Origin of the sequence: Pseudomonas sp. ICBG1301 (assembly GCF_016918385.1) — a bacterium.
GTDB lineage: Bacteria > Pseudomonadota > Gammaproteobacteria > Pseudomonadales > Pseudomonadaceae > Aquipseudomonas > Aquipseudomonas palleroniana.
Genome location: NZ_JAEKGB010000005.1, coordinates 47,861 through 66,280, shown reverse-complemented (window position 1 = coordinate 66,280; position 18,420 = coordinate 47,861). Strand labels below are relative to the sequence as shown.

Annotated in this window: 14 protein-coding genes; 3 read left to right on the top strand and 11 right to left on the bottom strand. The window is 61.5% G+C overall.

Going from position 1 to position 18,420, the window contains the following annotated elements; genetic code table 11:
• Window positions 1–49 precede the first annotated feature (49 nt).
• Window positions 50–2,554 carry a glycerol-3-phosphate 1-O-acyltransferase PlsB gene (gene plsB, locus JBE38_RS13210; protein ID WP_205344429.1) on the bottom strand — a complete coding sequence of 835 codons (2,505 nt, stop codon included), beginning with the start codon at window positions 2,552–2,554 and terminating at the stop codon, window positions 50–52.
• Window positions 2,555–2,732: 178 nt separating this feature from the next.
• On the opposite strand from plsB, the gene JBE38_RS13205 reads away from it, so the two are divergent.
• Window positions 2,733–2,942 (top strand): cold-shock protein, encoded by a 210-nt coding sequence (locus JBE38_RS13205; RefSeq protein WP_017844724.1) that lies wholly within the window; start codon window positions 2,733–2,735, stop codon window positions 2,940–2,942.
• A 132-nt stretch (window positions 2,943–3,074) separates the two neighbouring features.
• Here JBE38_RS13205 and JBE38_RS13200 read toward each other — a convergent pair whose 3' ends face one another.
• The 4 genes from JBE38_RS13200 to JBE38_RS13185 all read right to left on the bottom strand — a co-directional run bounded on the left by JBE38_RS13200 (window position 3,075) and on the right by JBE38_RS13185 (window position 8,317).
• On the bottom strand, window positions 3,075–3,452 hold the full coding sequence (locus tag JBE38_RS13200) for a hypothetical protein (RefSeq protein ID WP_060754025.1): 378 nt from the start codon (window positions 3,450–3,452) through the stop codon (window positions 3,075–3,077).
• A 55-nt stretch (window positions 3,453–3,507) separates the two neighbouring features.
• A complete protein-coding gene (locus JBE38_RS13195) occupies window positions 3,508–4,317 on the bottom strand; it encodes a putative RNA methyltransferase (RefSeq protein ID WP_205344428.1) in 810 nt (269 codons plus the stop codon).
• Window positions 4,317–5,468 (bottom strand): succinyl-diaminopimelate desuccinylase, encoded by a 1,152-nt coding sequence (gene dapE, locus JBE38_RS13190; protein WP_060754027.1) that lies wholly within the window; start codon window positions 5,466–5,468, stop codon window positions 4,317–4,319. Before dapE ends, JBE38_RS13195 begins: the two co-directional genes overlap by 1 nt.
• Window positions 5,469–5,725: 257 nt before the next feature.
• A complete protein-coding gene (locus tag JBE38_RS13185) occupies window positions 5,726–8,317 on the bottom strand; it encodes a glycosyltransferase (RefSeq protein ID WP_090366403.1) in 2,592 nt (863 codons plus the stop codon).
• A 211-nt stretch (window positions 8,318–8,528) separates the two neighbouring features.
• Between JBE38_RS13185 and tcdA the strand changes: the two genes are divergently transcribed.
• On the top strand, window positions 8,529–9,344 hold the full coding sequence (gene tcdA, locus JBE38_RS13180; RefSeq protein WP_205344427.1) for a tRNA cyclic N6-threonylcarbamoyladenosine(37) synthase TcdA: 816 nt from the start codon (window positions 8,529–8,531) through the stop codon (window positions 9,342–9,344).
• Window positions 9,345–9,429: 85 nt separating this feature from the next.
• Here tcdA and JBE38_RS13175 read toward each other — a convergent pair whose 3' ends face one another.
• The 4 genes from JBE38_RS13175 to JBE38_RS13160 all read right to left on the bottom strand — a co-directional run bounded on the left by JBE38_RS13175 (window position 9,430) and on the right by JBE38_RS13160 (window position 12,502).
• Window positions 9,430–9,855, bottom strand: coding sequence for a SufE family protein (locus JBE38_RS13175; protein WP_205344426.1), 426 nt, complete (start codon window positions 9,853–9,855; stop codon window positions 9,430–9,432).
• On the bottom strand, window positions 9,852–11,057 hold the full coding sequence (locus tag JBE38_RS13170) for an aminotransferase class V-fold PLP-dependent enzyme (RefSeq protein ID WP_090366399.1): 1,206 nt from the start codon (window positions 11,055–11,057) through the stop codon (window positions 9,852–9,854). Before JBE38_RS13170 ends, JBE38_RS13175 begins: the two co-directional genes overlap by 4 nt.
• Window positions 11,058–11,126: 69 nt before the next feature.
• Entirely contained in the window at window positions 11,127–12,161 is a 1,035-nt protein-coding gene (dapD, locus tag JBE38_RS13165; protein ID WP_060754031.1) for a 2,3,4,5-tetrahydropyridine-2,6-dicarboxylate N-succinyltransferase, read from the bottom strand.
• Window positions 12,162–12,193: 32 nt separating this feature from the next.
• On the bottom strand, window positions 12,194–12,502 hold the full coding sequence (locus JBE38_RS13160) for an arsenate reductase (RefSeq protein WP_232965865.1): 309 nt from the start codon (window positions 12,500–12,502) through the stop codon (window positions 12,194–12,196).
• A 267-nt stretch (window positions 12,503–12,769) separates the two neighbouring features.
• Between JBE38_RS13160 and JBE38_RS13155 the strand changes: the two genes are divergently transcribed.
• The gene (locus JBE38_RS13155; RefSeq protein ID WP_205344425.1) at window positions 12,770–14,413 is read left to right on the top strand and encodes a Na+/H+ antiporter; all 1,644 of its coding nucleotides are present in this window, start codon (window positions 12,770–12,772) and stop codon (window positions 14,411–14,413) included.
• A 12-nt stretch (window positions 14,414–14,425) separates the two neighbouring features.
• On the opposite strand, the gene dapC is transcribed toward JBE38_RS13155, so the two are convergent.
• Both dapC and JBE38_RS13145 read right to left on the bottom strand, forming a co-directional pair.
• On the bottom strand, window positions 14,426–15,625 hold the full coding sequence (dapC, locus tag JBE38_RS13150) for a succinyldiaminopimelate transaminase (protein WP_205344424.1): 1,200 nt from the start codon (window positions 15,623–15,625) through the stop codon (window positions 14,426–14,428).
• A 58-nt stretch (window positions 15,626–15,683) separates the two neighbouring features.
• Window positions 15,684–18,386, bottom strand: a complete 2,703-nt coding sequence (locus tag JBE38_RS13145) for a [protein-PII] uridylyltransferase (protein WP_060754034.1) — start codon at window positions 18,384–18,386, stop codon at window positions 15,684–15,686.
• Window positions 18,387–18,420: the final 34 nt, after the last annotated feature.

Here is an 18,420-nt window from a genome sequence, read left to right as displayed (position 1 = left end):
GCAGCTCCTTTTTCAACGGCGCCGAAAACCACTCGGCGCCTGATTCAATCTAGCGGGTTTCTGGCGTGTCGACGGATGTCTCGGCCGCGCCGTCAACCCGATGCAGGGCCACTTGCCGGATCGACAGGCGAATGTCTGCCGGCAGCACGCGTTTCGCCGCGCCTTCGGCCAACTCACCGAGCAGGTCGTGGTAACTCAACTTGCCGGCCTCATCACGGCGAAGCACATCTTGCTCCAGCAATGTCTGGATGAAATGTCGGAAAAGGCTTTTGTCGAAGAACTCCGGAGCGTTCAGGCCATGCAGGATCGACAGGCGCTGGGCCATGATCGTGCACAGGTCTTCCAGTTCTTCGGCGCTGATGCTGTTCTGGCCGCTGTTGAGCAGCAGCGAGATGGCCATGTAGAAGCGCTGCAGGGTCTGGGCAATGCTTTTGGACAGCAGTGTCAGCAGCACAAAGTGCCGTGAACTCGGGGCCGGGCGCAGGTAGACGGCGTTCTCGAAGCGCAGCAGGCCCTGTTCCACAAACGCTTGCAGCCATTGATCGACGACGGCGTCCAGCTCTTCCAGTGACCAGCGGATAAACAGCTCCGATTGCAGGTACGGATAGAGCGCGCGGGTGTAGCGCAGGATCTGTTCGCGGCTCATCCGCGAGCTGCTCTGGAAGAAGCTGGCCAGCAATGCCGGCAGGGCGAAGATGTGCAGCACGTTATTGCGGTAGTAGGTCATCAGGACGGCGTTCTGTTCGTCCAGATACAGGATCTTGCCCAAGGCGTCGCTCTGCTCCGACAACAGGGCCATGTCCTTGACGTGCTTGATCAATGCCAGGCCGTTGCCCTCGGGCAGGGTAGTGTGGGGCGAGTAGGGCACGCTGCGCAGCAACGCCAGGTACAGGTCCAGTTGGCGCGCCATGGCCTGCTCATCCAGGGCCAGGCGCGTGGTGGACAGCAGTGCCAGGGCCACCAGGTTCACCGGATTCACCGCCGCAGCTTCGTTCAAATGGCGCGCTACCTGTTCACCGAGGCTGTGCGTGGTTTCATTGAGCCATGCCGGTTTGTAGTTCGGGCCCAGTTCCTGGGCGCGCCAGTCCGGTTGCTCGCCGTCGAGGAACTCGGCCAATTTGATCGGCTCGCCGAAGTTGACCGCGACCTGGCCGAAACGCTGCTTGAGCGCGCCGACGACTTTGAAAATATCGAAGATCGACTCTTTTTTCTTGCTCGCCCCACGCAGTTCGCCCAGGTAAGTACGGCCTTCGAGCACGCGTTCGTAGCCGATGTACACCGGTACGAAGACGATCGGCGTGCGTGATGAACGCAAGAAACTGCGCAGGGTGATCGCTAGCATCCCGGTTTTCGGTTGCAGCATGCGCCCCGTACGCGAACGTCCACCTTCGACGAAGTATTCCACCGGGAAGCCTTTGGTAAACAAGGTATGCAGGTATTCGTTGAACACGGCGGTGTACAGCGGGTTGCCCTTGAAGGTGCGGCGCATGAAAAACGCACCGCCACGGCGCAGCAGGCTGCCGATCACCGGCATGTTCAGGTTGATGCCGGCGGCGATGTGCGGCGGCGTCAGGCCGTTCTTGAACAGCAGGTACGACAGCAGCAGATAGTCGATATGGCTGCGGTGGCAAGGCACGTAGATGACCTCATAACCCTGGGCAACCTTTTGCACGCCTTCGATGTTGTTGACCTTGATGCCATCGTAGATTTTGTTCCAGAACCAACTGAGCACCACTTCCAGGAAGCGGATCGCGGTGTAGGTGTAGTCCGAGGCGATTTCGTTGCCATAGCGCAGGGCCAGTGCCTTGGCTTTTTCCGGGGCGATTTTTTCCCGCTCGGCTTCTTCCGCAATGGCTTGGCGCACCAGCGGCATATTGACCAAACCCTTCACCAGGTTACGGCGGTGGGACAGATCGGGGCCGATCACGGCGGTCTTCAGGTTACGAAAGTGCACACGCAGGATGCGTTGAGCCATGCGCACGGTGCGTTCGTGACCTTTATTGTGCTCGATCAATTCACGCAGGTTGATTGGCGCGGAGAATTGCACACGGGTCTTGCGACCGAGGATCAGGATGCTCAGCAGCCGGCGCAGACGCCCGGTGACGGCCCAACTGTCGGCAAACAGCAGCTTCCACGGGCTGGACTCGCTCTCGGGCGATTGGCCCCAGAACACGCTGACCGGAATGATTTGTGCATCTTCCTCGGCGCGTTCGCTCAGGGTATTGACCAGACGGGTCAGGGTCGGCGGTGCGCCGCGCTTGTCCTGGCGGCCGAGCCAGTCGGGGTCCGGCGTGAGGTAGAAGAACGCGGCGGGTTCGATCAGTGGGCCTACCGAGACCGGCAGCACCGGGCGCGGCAGGCCGGCCTTGGTGCATTCGGCATCGACCACGGCCAATTCGGTGAGAGAAGGCGATTGCAGGACATAGAACACTGGCCGGCTGCGGTCGAGGTTAAGGGTTAGGGACGACTGGTTGATCGTCTCCGAGCGAACCCAGAGGTACAACAGTCGGCGCAAGGTGCCAAACACCAGACGGCGGAACGGGGAGCGGGTCATAGGCGTGCTGCTTCAAGTGGGAAAAACCGAGCAGATGCTCGGGCGGGTAGTGTGCCGTATTCGCCGAAAATCGGCAAAAAGCGGCTAAATAAACTTGAGTTGAAGCTTTTTGAGCCTGCCATATACTCGGCAGTTCAATGCGGCTCACTCAACAATAAAAAGCATGTGGGAGAAACAGATGACAACGCGCGAAACCGGCAATGTGAAGTGGTTCAACGATGCCAAGGGCTATGGTTTTATCCAACGCGAAGATGGCAAGGATGTGTTTGTGCACTACCGCGCCATTCGGGGTGAAGGCCACCGCTCCCTGGCTGAAGGCCAGCAGGTGGAATACGCCGTCGTGAGCGGCGAGAAAGGCTTGCAGGCGGAGGATGTGGTCGGCCTCTAAGCCCACCACTGAACAACTGTGGGAGGGGGCTTGCTCCCGATAGCGATGGGCCAGTCAGCTTAATGTGCAACTGACCCACTGCAATCGGGAGCAAGCCCCCTCCCACTTTTTGATTCGGTTCACACTGGCGGATCAGGCCGTTTTCCAGGTGATCTGCTCTTCACCGTCCGCGCTGATGCGAATCCAGGTGTCCGCGCTTTCCTCACCTTCTTCCTCAACCCAGGTGCCCGGTGCACAACGCACTTCCACGTTCAGCGCGGCAAAGGCTGCGCGGGCGCAGGCGATGTCGTCGTCCCAGGGCGTCTGGTCGCTTTCCAGGTACAGGCTGTTCCATTTGCCCACGGCTTTGGGCAGCCAGGTCACGGGTACGGTGCCGGCTTTGCACTTGTAGGTCTGACCTTTCTGGACCCAGTCGGTGCACGGGCCCAGGGCGGCGCCCAGCCAGGCGGCAATGGCCTTGTGGTCGACGTCGGCGTCCTTCAGGTAAATCTCGATATCAGGTTGGCGCATGGATGTTCCTCGTTGCGGGATTTTAAAAATCCATTCGCGGATACTTAAAAGTCGGTTATTGAAGCACGAAATAATCGTAGCGCATTGACACGGTCACCCGCAGCGGCTCGGCGGCCTCGATCACCTGTGCACGGCGCTCGGCGCTGGCGCGCCAGCCGTGTGGCGTCATGGCCAGCAGGTTGGCACGGTCTTCGGGCCTGGCCAGGCTCAGGGTGAACGTCAGGGTTTCGCTGTGCGCCAGGTGCATGCCGTCCGGCACCAGGGCCAGATGCTTGTCGTCGGTGTACTCGCGCACTTCGTCATACAGGCGCTCGCGCAGCTCCATCAAGTGGCCGCTGGTCGGGCCGACCTTCATCAGGCCGCCGCCAGGGCTGAGCAGGCGTTTGGCTTCCTGCCAGTCCAACGGGCTGAACACGCTGGCGAGGAACTGGCAACTGGCGTCAGCCAGCGGTACGCGAGCCATGCTGGCGATCAACCAGGTCAGCGCCGGGTTACGCTTGCAGGCACGTTTGACCGCTTCCTTGGAGATATCCAGCGCGTAGCCGTCGGCATGCGGCAGGGCCTCGGCGATCTGCGCGGTGTAGTAACCCTCGCCGCAACCGATGTCGACCCAGCGTTGCGGCGCCCGTTCGGCGGCCAACTCGGCCAGGCGCCTGGCGACCGGCGCATAGTGCCCGGCGTTGAGGAAGTTGCGGCGCGCCTCGACCATGGCCAGGTTGTCGCCCGGGTCGCGGCTGTTCTTGTGCTGTACCGGCAGCAGGTTCAGGTAACCCTGGCGCGCACGGTCGAAGCGGTGCCCGGCCGGGCATGCCACGCCGTTGTCCACCGCGTTGAGCGGTGCGCTGCAAATGGGGCAGGCGAGCATCAGGCGAGCAACTTGATCAGGGTCTGGTAATAGATTTCGGTCAGCACGTCGAGGTCACTGGCCAGGATGCGCTCGTTGACCTGGTGAATGGTCGCGTTGACCGGGCCGAGTTCGACGACTTGAGTGCCGAGCGTTGCAATGAAGCGCCCGTCCGATGTACCACCGCTGGTGGACGCCTGGGTGTCGCGCCCGGTGATCGCCTTGATGCTGGCGGAGACCGCATCCAGCAGGGCACCCGGTTCGGTCAGGAACGGCAGGCCCGACAAGGCCCAGTCCACATGCCAGTCCAGCGCGTGCTTGTCGAGGATGGCCGCCACGCGTTGTTGCAAGCCTTCGACGGTGGACTCGGTGGAGAAACGGAAGTTGAACACCGCCTTCAGCTCACCTGGGATTACGTTGGTGGCACCGGTGCCGGAATTGAGGTTGGAAATCTGGAAGCTGGTCGGCGGGAAAAACGCATTGCCGTCATCCCAGTGCTCGGCAGCCAATTCGGCCAGGGCCGCAGCCGCCAGGTGAATCGGGTTCTTCGCCAGGTGCGGGTAAGCCACGTGACCTTGTACGCCGCGCACGGTCAGGGTGGCGCCGAGGGAACCACGACGGCCGTTCTTGACCACATCGCCCACCAGCGTGGTGCTCGACGGTTCGCCGACGATGCACCAGTCCAGGCGTTCCTTGCGGGCCGCCAGACGTTCGATCACGGCTTTGGTGCCGTGGTGCGCCGGGCCTTCTTCATCGCTGGTGATCAGGAAGGCCACCGAGCCCTTGTGGTCCGGGTAGTCGGTGACGAAGCGCTCTGAGGCCACGAGCATGGCCGCCAAGCTGCCTTTCATGTCTGCCGCGCCACGGCCGCAGAGCATGCCGTCTTCGTCGATCAGGGCATCGAACGGGTCATTTTGCCAGGCCTGCACCGGGCCGGTTGGCACCACATCGGTGTGGCCGGCGAAACACAGCACCGGGCCGTCGTGCTTGCCATGGGTGGCCCAGAAGTTGTCCACGTCTTCAATGCGCATCGGCTCAAGCTTGAAACCGGCGTCACCCAGGCGCTGCATCATCAGCTTCTGGCAGTCGGCATCGATCGGTGTGACCGAGGGGCGACGGATCAGGTCGATTGCGAGTTGAAGGGTCGGCGAAAGGTCGGCATGGGCCGTCATGGGAAAACTCCGGAAGCGTGTCGTGGCGCAGAACGAATGTGAAATACGGCACCGATTCAGTGTGGGGGGGCGGTGCGACGATTCGACTTGCTCCCGATTGAGGGGTGTCAGTCACTGTCTATGTTGACCGGTACACCGCTATCGGGAGCAAGCCCCCTCCCACATACAGCATTGGCGCAAGGCTGGCGCATAAAACGGCCGTTATCTTATAGCAAAACGGCGGCCAGAGGCCGCCGTTTAGTGCATTGCGCAAGTTTTTACGCGGCCGGCACGGGTTCCGGTTTCGGCGCAGGTTTTGGCAACGAAGACAGGAACGCCATGATCAAGGCCGCCACATACGGCAGCGATTGCACCAGCAGCATCACCACCCAGAAGCGCATGTCATTGCTCGGCAGGCCTTGCACCAGGTAGATCCCCAGCGCCGCGCCCCACAACAGCAGCATGATGAACATCTCTTCACGGGCTTCCGAGATCGCGACCCAGAAGCCGTGGTTATCCGCGTTTTTCGGTGTACGGAAGAACGGAATACTGCTGGTGAAGAAACCATACAGCACCGCCTTGGCGATGGTATGGGACAACGCCAGGCCGGCCAGGGCTGCGCAGAACGCGTCCTTGAGGTTCACGCCTACCGCACGGCGGTAGAGGAAGATGATCTTGCCGACCTTGAACACGAACAACGCCAATGGCGGGATCGCGAAAATCAGCAACGGCGGGTCGACCCGCGTCGGCACGATGATCATCGCGGCCGACCACAACAGCGCGCCGACGGTGAAGAAGATGTTCATGCCATCCGCCACCCACGGCAACCAGCCCGCGAGGAAGTGGTACCGCTGGCCACGGGTCAGCTCGGTATCCTTGCCGCGCAACAGGCTGGCGGTGTGACGCTTGATGATCTGGATCGCGCCATAGGCCCAGCGGAAACGCTGTTTCTTGAAGTCGATAAAGGTATCCGGCATCAAGCCTTTGCCGTAGCTGTCGTGGTAGTACGCGGCCGACAGACCTTTTTCGAACACCCGCAGGCCCAGTTCGGCGTCTTCACAGATGCACCAGTCGGCCCAGCCCAGCTCTTCGAGCACCGAGCGACGGGTCATGGTCATGGTGCCGTGCTGGATGATCGCGTCGCGGTCGTTGCGGGTAACCATGCCGATATGGAAGAAACCCTTGTATTCGGCATAGCAAAGCTTCTTGAAGGTGCTTTCGTTCTGGTCGCGGTAATCCTGCGGCGACTGCACCACGGCGATTTTCGGGTCGGCGAAGTGCGGCACCATGTGCTTGAGCCAGTTGGGCGACACGCAGTAGTCCGAGTCGATCACCGCGATCACTTCGGCATCCTTGGCGGTATGCGGGATCAGGTAATTCAATGCGCCGCCCTTGAAACCGGCCAGGGGCGAGACATGGAAGAATTTGAAGCGCGGGCCCAGGGTTTCGCAGTAGTCGCGCACCGGCTCCCATACCGCCGGGTCCTTGGTGTTGTTGTCGATGATCAGGACTTCGTAGTCCGGGTAATCGAGGGCGGCCAGGGCGTCGAGGGTCTGTTTGACCATCTCCGGCGGCTCGTTGTAGCACGGCACGTGGATCGATACTTTCGGGCGGTAGTGCGAATCCCCTTCCACCGGCAGGAATTCACGCCGACGCTTGTGGGTCCATACCGCTTCGGCCAGTTCGTGGGCCTCGGTCAGCAACACGATAAACACGCCGAGGGCACCGAGTGCCAGCAAGATACCGACGGTCACGCTGAACCAGGTGCTGTATTGCTGGCTGTAGTCGTAGCCGATCCATACCAGCACCGAACCGCACAGGAACGCGATAAAGGTCAGGAAGGTACGGCCACGCTGGCGCAGGGCCGAGCCGTCGATCATCAGCAGGGTAAGGGACAACAGCGCAAGCACCACCGAGCCGATGGCCAGAACGCGCCATTGCGGGATCGCCACGACCGGGCCTTCGAAATTGAATTTCTGCTGGCGTGCCGCGTTATAAACGCCCCAATAGGCGCCCGCCGAACCTTCGTCGCTGACTTTCCACGGCTGATCGAAGGCCTCGATCACGAAGTAGTTGTAGCCTTGGCGGTTCAGCTTGTTCACCAGGGTGCGCAGGTAGATGGCCTGGTCCGCCGGGGACGTTTCGTTGCCACCGCGCATGCGTCCGTTACTCGGCCAGCCAACCTCCGACAGCAGCAGCGGCTTTTTCGGGAACAGTTTCTTCAGGTCCCGGGCACGGTCGAGTACGTACTGGCCAGCCTTGTCCATCGGAATAAATTCCCAGAACGGCAAGATGTGCGCGGCGATCAGGTCGACGTGCTTGGCCAGTTGCGGGTTCTTCTCCCAGATGTGCCATTGCTCGGAGGTGGTCACCGGCACTTTCACGGCGGCGCGCACCCGGTCCAGCAGCACGATCAGTGCTTGCGGGGTGATTTCCTCGCGGAACAACGCCTCGTTACCGACCACTACGCGCACGACACTGCGCGAGCTGTTGGCAATCTCGATGGCGCGCTGGATTTCGCGTTCGTTACGCTCAAGGTCCGGGCTGATCCAGATCCCCAACGTCACGCGCAGGCCGAATTCTTCGGCCAGTTTGGGGATGTCGCCCAAGGTGCCGTCGACCGAGTAAGTACGGATGTTGTCCGTCAGCTTGCTCATGATCGCCAGATCCTGGCGCATCTGATCGTCGGTCGGGTACTGGTCTTTCTGTGGGAACTGGCCTTGCTGGAACGGCGAGTAAGAGAACCCGGAGATCTGTTCAGGCCAGTTGGGGGTAGTGACCGGGCGATTGATCAGCGCCCAGAAGCCGGTGAACAGCGCGGCAATTGCCAGCACTACCACCAGGTTGAGTCCAAATTTACGCGATGACATGGCGGTTTCGGGTTCCAAAGGCTGTGGAACGAAAAGAGGTGTCGGCCAACGCCGAACGGCGCGCATCCTACACTGGCACTTCCCTGAGCGTACAGCGGACAGAGAAAAGCCGGACGTTAGTCAGCGAAAGCCCTCCTAAGTTCTTTACTTGTAGCTTGTCGCTTCGAACTTGTCGCTGCGTAGTCCATAATGCGCGCCGGTTTTTGGGGTAATGGTCATGAGTACAGAAGATCCGCGGTTTGCAGGCGTCGCCCGCTTGTATGGCATTGAGGGCCTGGAACGCTTGAAGGCGGCCCATGTGGCCATTGTCGGCGTGGGCGGCGTTGGCTCCTGGGCGGCGGAAGCCATGGCCCGCTGCGGGGTGGGCGAAATATCGCTGTTCGACCTGGACGATGTCTGCGTGAGTAACAGCAACCGCCAGTTGCATGCCCTGGACAGCACCGTGGGCAAGCCCAAGGTCGAGGTAATGGCTGAGCGCCTGCGCGGTATCAACCCGCACTGCACGGTTCATGCGGTGGCCGACTTCGTGACCCGCGACACCATGGCCGAGTACATCACCCCGGATATCGACTGCGTGATCGACTGCATCGACGCCGTCAACGCCAAGGCTGCGCTCATTGCCTGGTGCAAGCGCCGCAAGATCCAGATCATCACCACCGGTGGCGCCGGCGGGCAGATCGACCCGACGTTGATCCAGGTATGCGATTTGAACCGCACGTTCAACGATCCGCTGGCCTCCAAAGTACGCTCCACCTTGCGCCGCGACTACGGGTTCTCGCGCACCGTGACCCGCCATTACAGCGTGCCGTGCGTGTTTTCCACCGAGCAGCTGCGCTATCCCAAGCCGGATGGCAGCATCTGTTTGCAGAAGAGCTTCGTCGGGGATGGGGTCAAGCTGGACTGCGCCGGTGGGTTCGGCGCGGTGATGATGGTCACGGCCACGTTCGGCATGGTGGCGGCGACCAAAGCAGTGGACAAGATTGTGGCCGGGGTGCGCCGGCCTTCCGAGCGGGTCAAGCCCACTTAGCGTTCACTGCTAAAAAAGTGTTCAGTGTGGGAGGGGGCTTGCTCCCGATAGCGGTGGATCAGCCAATATATCGAGTGACTGACACTCAGCAATCAGCAGCAAGCCCCCTGCCACAAAGTTCGCGCATACGTTGCAACACCGCATTCAAGCCGTTGCTGCGCGATGGTGAAAGTTGACGGGAAAGCCCCAACTGGTTGAACCAGTCGGCCAGGTCCACCGTTTGCAACTCTGCCGCCGACAAGCCATTGACCCGCACCAGCAGCAAGGCCACCAAGCCACGGATCATGCGCGCATCGCTGCTCGCGGCAAATTGCCAATGCCCATGCTCCAAGCGTCCCACCAACCACACCAGGCTCTCACAGCCCTGCACCAGGTTGGCCTCGACCTTGTCCTCATCTGCCAATGCGGGCAGCCGTTCGCCCCATTGCATCAGCATCCGCGCGCGCTGTTCCCAGCTGCCGACCGACTGAAAGGCTTCCAGCGCAGCCAGCGCTGCCACCGGCATGCTCATCGCAACATATCCAGCGCCTGGTCCAACGCTTCAAAAAAGCGTTCCAGGTCATCCGAGTCGTTGTAAAGCGCCAGGGATACACGGATCGCCCCGGACAAGTGCATCGCCTTGAGCAGCGGCATCGCGCAGTGGTGCCCGGCGCGCACGGCGATGCCCTGCTCGGTCAGCAGGTGCGCCAGGTCGGCGTTGTGCACGCCGTCCACGACAAAGCTGACCAGCGCGACCTGCGGTGCTCCGAGCACGCGCACGCCGTTTCGCGCTTTCAGCCCGCGCAACAGATAGTCATGCAACGCGGCTTCATGGGCGAGCACTGCCGGTTGATCCAGCGAGCTCAGGTAATCCAGGCTGGCGCCCAGGCCGATCACACCGGCAATCGGTGGCGTGCCGGCTTCAAACCCCAGCGGTGCGCTGCGAAAGCTGGCGCTGTGGTAGTCCGCCTGTTGCACCATCTCGCCGCCAAACTGCCAGTGGCGCAGGTGATGCAGGGCTTCATTGCGCCCGAACAACACCCCGACACCGTCCGGGCCGTACAGCTTGTGACTGGAAAAAACGTAGAAGTCGCAGCCCAGTGCCTGCACGTCATGACGGCCATGGACGATCCCTTGGGCGCCATCCACCACGGTCAGTGCGCCGTGTGGGTTGGCCAGTGCCAGCAGGGCTTGCAGTGGCTGCCAGGCGCCGAGCACGTTGGACAGCTGGCTTACCGCCAGCAGCCGCGTGCGTGGGCCGATCAGTTCGGCGGCGGCTTGCAGGTCGATCACGCCATCATCGTCCAGCGGCAGGACCACCAGCGTGAGTGCGCGGCGCTTGGCCAGTTGCTGCCAAGGCAGCAGGTTGGCGTGATGTTCCAGGGCGCTGATGACTATCTCATCGCCCGCATTGAATAAGTGCTCCAGGCCGTAGGCCAGGAGGTTCAGCGCAGCAGTCGCGCCATGGGTAAACACGATTTGCCCGCTGTCACCTGCGTTCAACCACTGTGCGACTTTGCTGCGGCTGTCTTCGAAAGCCTGCGTCGCATGGGCGCCGGGCAAATGCTGGGCACGATGCACATTGGCTGCGCCGTTGGCGTAGTAATGGCTGATGGCATCCAGCAAGGCCTGGGGTTTTTGTGTGGTGGCGGCGTTGTCCAGATAGGTCTGGTCTTGCCGTTGCAGGGTGGCGATGGCCGGGAAATCGGCGCGCCAGGGAGAGGGCACAAGCATGGTGTTCAAGACTCGTATAAGCGAGCCGCAACCCGAAGGCGCGGCCCGCTAGTGGCATCGAGTGGCTGCTTAGTTGTGAGCGTGCAGCGCTTCGTTCAGTTCGATGGCCGATTTGTGGGTTTTGCACTCCACGGCACCGGTCTCGGAGTTGCGACGGAACAACAGGTCCGGCTGGCCGGCCAGCTCGCGAGCCTTGACCACCTTGACCAGTTGGTTGTGCTCGTCCAGCAGGGCAACCTTGGTCCCGGCGGTCACGTAGAGGCCCGACTCCACGGTGTTGCGGTCGCCCAACGGGATGCCGATACCGGCATTGGCACCGATCAGGCAGCCTTCGCCGACCTTGATCACGATGTTGCCGCCACCCGACAGGGTGCCCATGGTCGAGCAACCGCCGCCCAGGTCCGAGCCTTTGCCGACGAACACGCCTGCCGAGACGCGACCTTCGATCATGCCCGGGCCTTCGGTGCCGGCGTTGAAGTTGACGAAACCTTCATGCATCACGGTGGTGCCTTCGCCCACGTAGGCGCCCAGGCGCAGGCGTGCCGCGTCAGCGATACGTACGCCGCTCGGCACCACGTAGTCGGTCATTTTCGGGAACTTGTCCACCGAGAACACTTCCAGCAACTCGCCACGCAGGCGCGCTTCCAGTTGGCGTTCGGCCAGCTCGTTGATGTCGATGGCGCCCTGGCTGGTCCAGGCCACGTTCGGCAGCTGTGGGAACACGCCGGCCAGGCTCAGGCCATGCGGCTTGACCAGACGGTGGGACAGCAGGTGCAGCTTTAGGTATGCCTCAGGCGTGGAGGTCAGCGCAGCGTCTTCGGCCAGCAGGGTGGCAACCAGCGGAGTGTGGCTTTCCGCCAGGCGGTTGAGCAGCGCAGCTTGGGTCGCATCGACATTCTTCAGCGCATCGGCCAGTTGCAGCGCTTGGCTGATGGTGAAGCTGATCGCCTGGTTGCCGCCGGTGTAACCCAGGATCGGTTTGATGGCGGCGACGATTTCGGCCGATGGGTTGAGCAGTGGCTGTGCGTAAAACACTTCCAGCCAGGCGCCTTGACGGTTTTGAGTGCCGACGCCGAAGCCCAGGCTGAACAGGGAATTGGACATGCTGTTACCTCTACAAAAATGGAAGGGCTGGCCTACTTCAGGGCCGCCGAATAACTATCTGGCTTGAAGCCAATCAGGGTTCTGTCTCCGAGATCCAGCACCGGGCGCTTGATCATCGAGGGTTGCGCGAGCATCAATTCAATGGCTTTCGACTGATCGAGATCGGCTTTGCATTCGTCTTCGAGTTTGCGAAAGGTGGTGCCCGCACGGTTCAAAACCACCTGCCAACCGTGCTCGTTGCACCATTGGGTCAAGTGTTCGCGGTCGATACCGGCCGTTTTGTAGTCGTGGAACTCATAGCTCACCCCGTGCTCGTCGAGCCAGGTGCGCGCTTTTTTCATGGTGTCGCAGGCTTTGATGCCGAAAAGGTGCAACGTTTTGCTTGAAACGGTCAAGGAATTGCCCCCTTTGAGCGTGTGAAAACGGAAGGTCACGGATTATGCCACGACCAGCGGTCTCTGGTGCCCCTCGTCGTGCTGACGTGCGACTTATGGGCAAATGCCGGTGACGGCATAGGTGCGTACCATAGCGGGGTAATATGGCACTTCAACGGCCAGTTGTTGCCTGATGTGTGTCGTTGCAAGTCGATTGTCCGGGAACCCCGCGTTATGCAAACCGCCTACACCGTTCTTATCCTGCTGATGCTGGTCAGCGTTTCGCGTCTTGTCGGGCGTGTCATTCCCCTGCCGTTACCCTTGGTGCAGATTGCCGCCGGAGCCCTGCTGGCCTGGCCTACGCTGGGGTTGCACGTGGCACTGGACCCGGAGCTGTTCCTGTTTCTGTTCCTGCCACCGTTGTTGTTCTCCGATGGCTGGCGCATGCCCAAGCGTGAGTTGTGGCGGCTGCGTGGCCCGATCCTCACGTTGGCGGTGGGGCTGGTGCTATTCACCGTGGTGGGTGCCGGATACTTTATTCATTGGCTATTGCCTTCGATCCCGCTGCCGGTGGCCTTTGCCCTGGCGGCCGTATTGTCGCCGACGGATGCCGTGGCGGTGTCGGCCATTGCCCAGAACCGTTTACCCAAGCCGCTGATGCACATGCTGCAGGGCGAAGCCTTGATGAATGATGCTTCGGGTCTGGTGACGTTCAAATTCGCCCTGGCGGCGGCATTGACGGGGGTGTTTTCCCTGGCGGATGCCAGCCTGACATTCGTCCTGGTGGCCTTGGGTGGCCTGGCGATTGGTGTGGCGTTGAGCTGGCTGGTGGGGCGCCTGCGCGCCTGGATGATCGCGCGAGGCTGGGATGACCCGGCCACCCACGTGGTGTTCATGTTGCTGCTGCCATTTGCAGCTTATGTGCTGGCCGAGCGGCTAGGCGCGTCGGGCATTTTGTCGGCGGTGGCGGCGGGCATGATGCAAAGCTGGCTCGACCTGTTGCCGCGCCAGACCAGCACCCGCTTGCTCAATCGCAGTGTCTGGTCGCTGCTGGAATTTGCCTTCAACGGTTTGATCTTCCTGCTGCTGGGGCTGCAATTGCCGGACATCATCAAGGCGGTGGTGAGCCATGAACCGACGCTATGGCCGACGTTGCTGTATCGCTGCCTGGATGTGGCCGCGATCTTTCTGGTGCTGGTGATCCTGCGATTCATCTGGGTGCAGAGCATCTGGCGGTTGTCGGGCTTGTTGCGCAGGCTGCGTGGGAAAAGCGAACTGACCCTGGTACCTACAGCCCGCTCCTGCTGGTTGCTGACCGTCGGTGGGGTACGCGGTGCGGTGACCTTGGCCGGTGTGATGTCGGTGCCTTTACTGCTGGCGCCGGGGCAAGACTTCCCTGAGCGTGACCTGCTGATCTTTATCGCCGCCGGCGTGATCCTGCTCTCATTGGTCGCTGCCTGCATTGCCTTGCCGTTGCTGCTGCGCGGCATCGAGCAGAGTCCCGATGAAAAGCGCCATCGCGAAGTGCGTGAGGCTTGGAAGAAGACCGCCGTGGCGGCGATTCATGCCCTGGAAGCCGAGGAGCCGACAGAAGCCGCGGCTCCCGACGCTGCCCAGGCGGCACTGGCTACGGAGCTCAAGGCGCGGCTGATGTCGGAATATCGCCACCAGTTGGAGGTTTTCAACGACTCAGCCGAAGCCCAGGCGTTGGCGCAGCAGATGGACTTGCTGGAACGCAAGTTGCGGCTCAAGGCCTTGCGGGCGCAGCGGTTGGAGTTGTACAGCTTGAGCCGTCATCACCAGATAGGTGATGACGTGTTGAGGGAGGTGTTGGCGGATCTGGATATGAGTGAGGCGAACCTGGGCCATGTGAAATGACCCAGAAAGCGCTTAGCGTCGACGCTGGATGAACGCGCGAATCCGCTCGGCGGCTTCCACACACTCCGCCAACGGCGCAACCAGCGCCATGCGCACACGGCCGGCGCCGGGGTTGAAGCCTTGCACTTCGCGTGACAGGTAGGAGCCCGGTACTACGGTCACATGTTCTTCCATGAACAAGTCACGGCAGAATGCGGCATCGTCGCCGTTCACGTTCGGCCACAGGTAGAAACCGCCATCCGGACTTTGCACGTCCAGCACCGGCTTGAGAATCGCCAGCACGGCATCGAATTTCTCACGATACAGGTCGCGGTTGGCCTGCACATGGGCTTCATCCTGCCAGGCGGCAATGCTCGCCAGCTGGGTTTGTACCGGCATTGCGCAGCCGTGGTAGGTACGGTACAGCAGGAAGGCCTTGAGAATGTCGGCGTCGCCGGCCACGAAACCGGAACGCAGGCCCGGCAGGTTGGAGCGCTTGGACAGGCTGTGGAACACCACGCAGCGTTTGAAGTCCTGGCGGCCCAGCTCGACGCAGGCGCTCAGCAGGCCCGGCGGCGGGGTTTGTTCATCGAAGTACAGTTCGCTGTAGCACTCGTCTGCGGCGATGACGAAGTCGTATTCGTCGGCCAGGGCGATGAGTTTTTTCAGGGTTTCGACGGGGATCAACGCGCCAGTCGGGTTGCCGGGCGAGCACAGGAACAGGATCTGGCAGCGCTTCCAGATGTCCGGCGTCACGGCATCGAAGTCCGGATTGAAACCGTTGGCGTCCAGGCACGGCAGGTAGTGCGGTTTGGCGCCGGCCAGGAACGCAGCGCCTTCGTAGATCTGGTAGAACGGGTTCGGGCTGACCACCAGGGCGTCGTCACCGCGGTTGACCACGGTTTGGGTGAAGGCGAACAGCGCTTCACGGGTACCGTTTACCGGCAGGATATTGCGCGCCGGGTCCAGCCAGCCCTTGGGCACGTTGAAGCGCCGCTCGCACCACGCGCCGATGGCCTCGCGCAGGGCCGGGATGCCCAGGGTGGTCGGGTAGACCGCCATCTGGTCGAGGTTGTCAGAGAGGGCCTTGGCCACGAATTCCGGGGACTTGTGCTTGGGTTCACCGATGGACAACGCAATCGGGCGCTTGTCCGGGTTCGGCGTAACGCTGCCCAGCAAGGCGCGCAGTTTCTCGAACGGGTAGGGCTGCAACTGGTTCAGGGCGTTGTTCATGTAAGCCTCAATCACCGTAAACACCGACCTGTGGGATAGTGTTCACAAAGTTAAAAATTCAAAAGGTCAGGCGTGTCAGTTCGACACCGGGTTCCTGGGTCACGCTCAGTTGCTGCACGATGGCCTCCTGCAAGCGCAGGCACAGCTCGGGGTCGGACAGCGGGTGGTTGTCGGCATCGGTGATGAAGAACACGTCTTCCACGCGTTCGCCCAGGGTCGCAATCTTGGCGTTCTGCAGCGACAGGTCGAACTCCAGGAAAATCCCGCCGATACGTGCCAGCAGACCGGGACGGTCCGGCGCGCTGAGCTCCAGTACGGTGACCGGGCGCTGGGCGTCGTTGGAGATGGTGACCTGGGGCGCAAAGGCAAAGTGCTTGAGCTGGCGCGGCACCCGGCGCTGGATGATCGTCGGGTAGTCGGCAGGGTTGCGCAGGGCTTCGGTCAGGCCTTCGCGGATCTTTTTCACTCGCACCGGGTTGTCGCCAATCGAGTCGCCATCGGTATCGAGCACGATGTAGGTGTCGAGGGTGAACTGGCTGCTGGAGGTGATGACCCGGGCGTCATGGATGTTCAGGTTGAGCTGGTCCATGGCGGCCACCGTCACGGCGAAGAAGTCGTGTTGGTCCGGCGCATAGATGAAGATCTGTGTGCCGCCTTCGAATTCGCGCTGGGTGGTTTCCTTGATCAGCACCAGCGGGCCGCCATCGGCCGGCTGCTGCAGGATGGCGTCGGTGTGCCAGGCCACATCACCGGCGGTGTGGCGCAGGAAATAATCATCGCCCAGTTGCGACCAGAGCTGCTCGACGTCGTCGGGGTCGTTGCCACCGCGCACCAGGATGTCCAGGGCCGCGCTTTGGGTGCGGCGGATCTGTTCTTCGCGGTCCACCGGGTTTTCCAGGCCACGGCGCAGGGCGCGCTTGGTCTCGGTGTACAACTGGCGCAGCAGGCTGGCGCGCCACGAGTTCCACAGTGTGGGGTTGGTGGCATTGATGTCGGAGACGGTCAGCACATAGAGGTAGTCGAGGCGAGTTTCATCACCCACGATGCCGGCGAAGTCGTGGATCACCTGCGGGTCGGACAAGTCCTTGCGTTGGGCCGTGGTCGACATGACCAGGTGGTTCTGCACCAGCCAGACGATCAGGCGGCTGTCCCACAGCGGCAATTGGTGGCGCTGGCAAAAAGCCTCGGCATCCACTGCACCGATTTCCGAGTGATCGCCATGCCGGCCCTTGCCGATGTCGTGGTACAGGCCCGCCAGGTAGATCAACTCGGGCTTGGGTAGCTTGGCCATGAGCTTGCTGGCCAGCGGGAATTTCTCCGACACCTGAGTGTACTGCAGCTTACGCAAGTGCTTGATCAGGTTCAGGGTGTGGGCGTCTACCGTATATATGTGGAACAGGTCATGTTGCATCTGCCCGACGATAAAACCGAACTCCGGCAGATAGCGCCCGAGAATGCCGTAACGGTTCATCCGGCGCAGGTTGCGGTGGATGCCGATCTTGCACTTGAACAGTTCGATAAACAGGCTGGTGTTGCGGATGTCGTTGCGAAACTCGTCGTCGATCAGGTGACGGTTTTCTCGCAGCAGGCGAATAGTGTCGGCGCGCACGCCTTTGATTTCCGGCTGCTGGGCCATCAGTACGAAAATCTCCAGCATCGCGAACGGGGTACGACGGAACACGTAATCGTTGCGTGCCTCGATATAGCCATCGTGCAGCTGGAAGCGTGCATTGATCGGTTGCGGCGGCGCTTCGTCATCGGGAGCCAGGATCACTTCTTCGAAGTGCTGGATGATCAGGTCGCTGAGCTGGGCAATGCTCATGACGACGCGGTAGTACTGCTGCATGAAGCTTTCAATGCTGGTCTTCGCGTCTTCGCCTTCAAAGCCCAGCAGGGCGGCGATGGAGCGTTGATGGTCGAACAGCAGACGGTCTTCGGCGCGTCCGGCGAGCATGTGCAGGGCGTAACGTACTTTCCACAGGAATTCCTGGGAGGACGCCAACAGCGCGTTCTCACTCTCGACGAGGAAGCCTTCACCCGCCAGTGCCCGCAGGTTCAGGGTGCCGTACTGGCGGCGGGCGACCCACAGAATGGTCTGGATATCCCGCAAGCCGCCCGGTGAGCCTTTGACGTTGGGCTCCAGGTTGTATTCGGTGTCGTTGTACTTGTGGTGCCGGGCTTTCTGCTCGGCGCGCTTGGCCAGGAAGAAGTCCTTGCTTGGCCACATATGTGCAGTGCTGGTGACTTCCAGCATGCGCTGGCGTAGACGTTCGGGGCCGGCGATGGTGCGGCTTTCCATCAGGTTGGTGATTACCGTCAGGTCGGCGCGGGCCTCTTCGGCGCATTCGTCAACCGAGCGCACGCTCTGACCGACTTCCAGGCCGATGTCCCACAGCAAGGTCAAAAAGCGCTCGATGGAGTCGCGAAAGATCTCGTGGTCGGCGCCGTCCATCAGGATCAACAGATCGATGTCGGAGTAGGGGTGCAATTCGCCGCGCCCGTAGCCGCCAACGGCCACCAGGGCGATATCGGCGTCTTCACTCCAACTGAACTGTTCCCAGGCTTTCTGCAGGATATTGTCGACGAACCAGGCGCGGTCCTCGATCAGCCGGCGGATGTCCCGGCCTTTGCGAAAGCGCTCATCGAGCACCTCGCGGGCCTGGCGGATAGCCTTCTTGAAGGCGGCGATGGGGCTTGCCTTCAGTGCCAGCTCCGCCTGGAACTGGCCACGGTCGAAGAGTTCGGGGTCCACCTGGGGCATCGATTGGCTTTCCTTTCTATCTATCAGTCAGTCA